1 protein-coding gene is annotated in these 217 nt (G+C 63.1%); it reads left to right on the top strand.

Going from position 1 to position 217, the window contains the following annotated elements; translation table 11 throughout:
* On the top strand, positions 1-217 hold a 217-nt coding region (locus HMPREF2635_RS13830; protein ID WP_141761696.1), incomplete at both ends, for a DUF711 family protein.

Genomic DNA, 217 nt, shown 5'->3' with positions numbered 1-217 from the left:
CGCCGGCATGATCGCGGACGAAGCCGCCATTGGTGTGATGAACCATAAGACAACCGCCGTGCGCGTCATCCCTGCCCCTGGCACCAAGGCTGGCGACGAGGTCAACTTCGGCGGCCTTCTAGGCTACGCTCCGGTCATCCCGGTTAACCAGGTAGGCAACTCCACCTTCATCAACCGCGGTGGCTTCATTCCGGCGCCGGTGCACGGTTTCCGCAAC

The sequence above is a fragment of the Corynebacterium sp. HMSC035E02 genome (assembly GCF_001836065.1).
Taxonomy (GTDB): domain Bacteria; phylum Actinomycetota; class Actinomycetes; order Mycobacteriales; family Mycobacteriaceae; genus Corynebacterium; species Corynebacterium hiratae.
The sequence above is the reverse complement of the archived record's forward strand: the minus strand, read 5'-3'. Positions and strand labels throughout refer to the sequence as shown.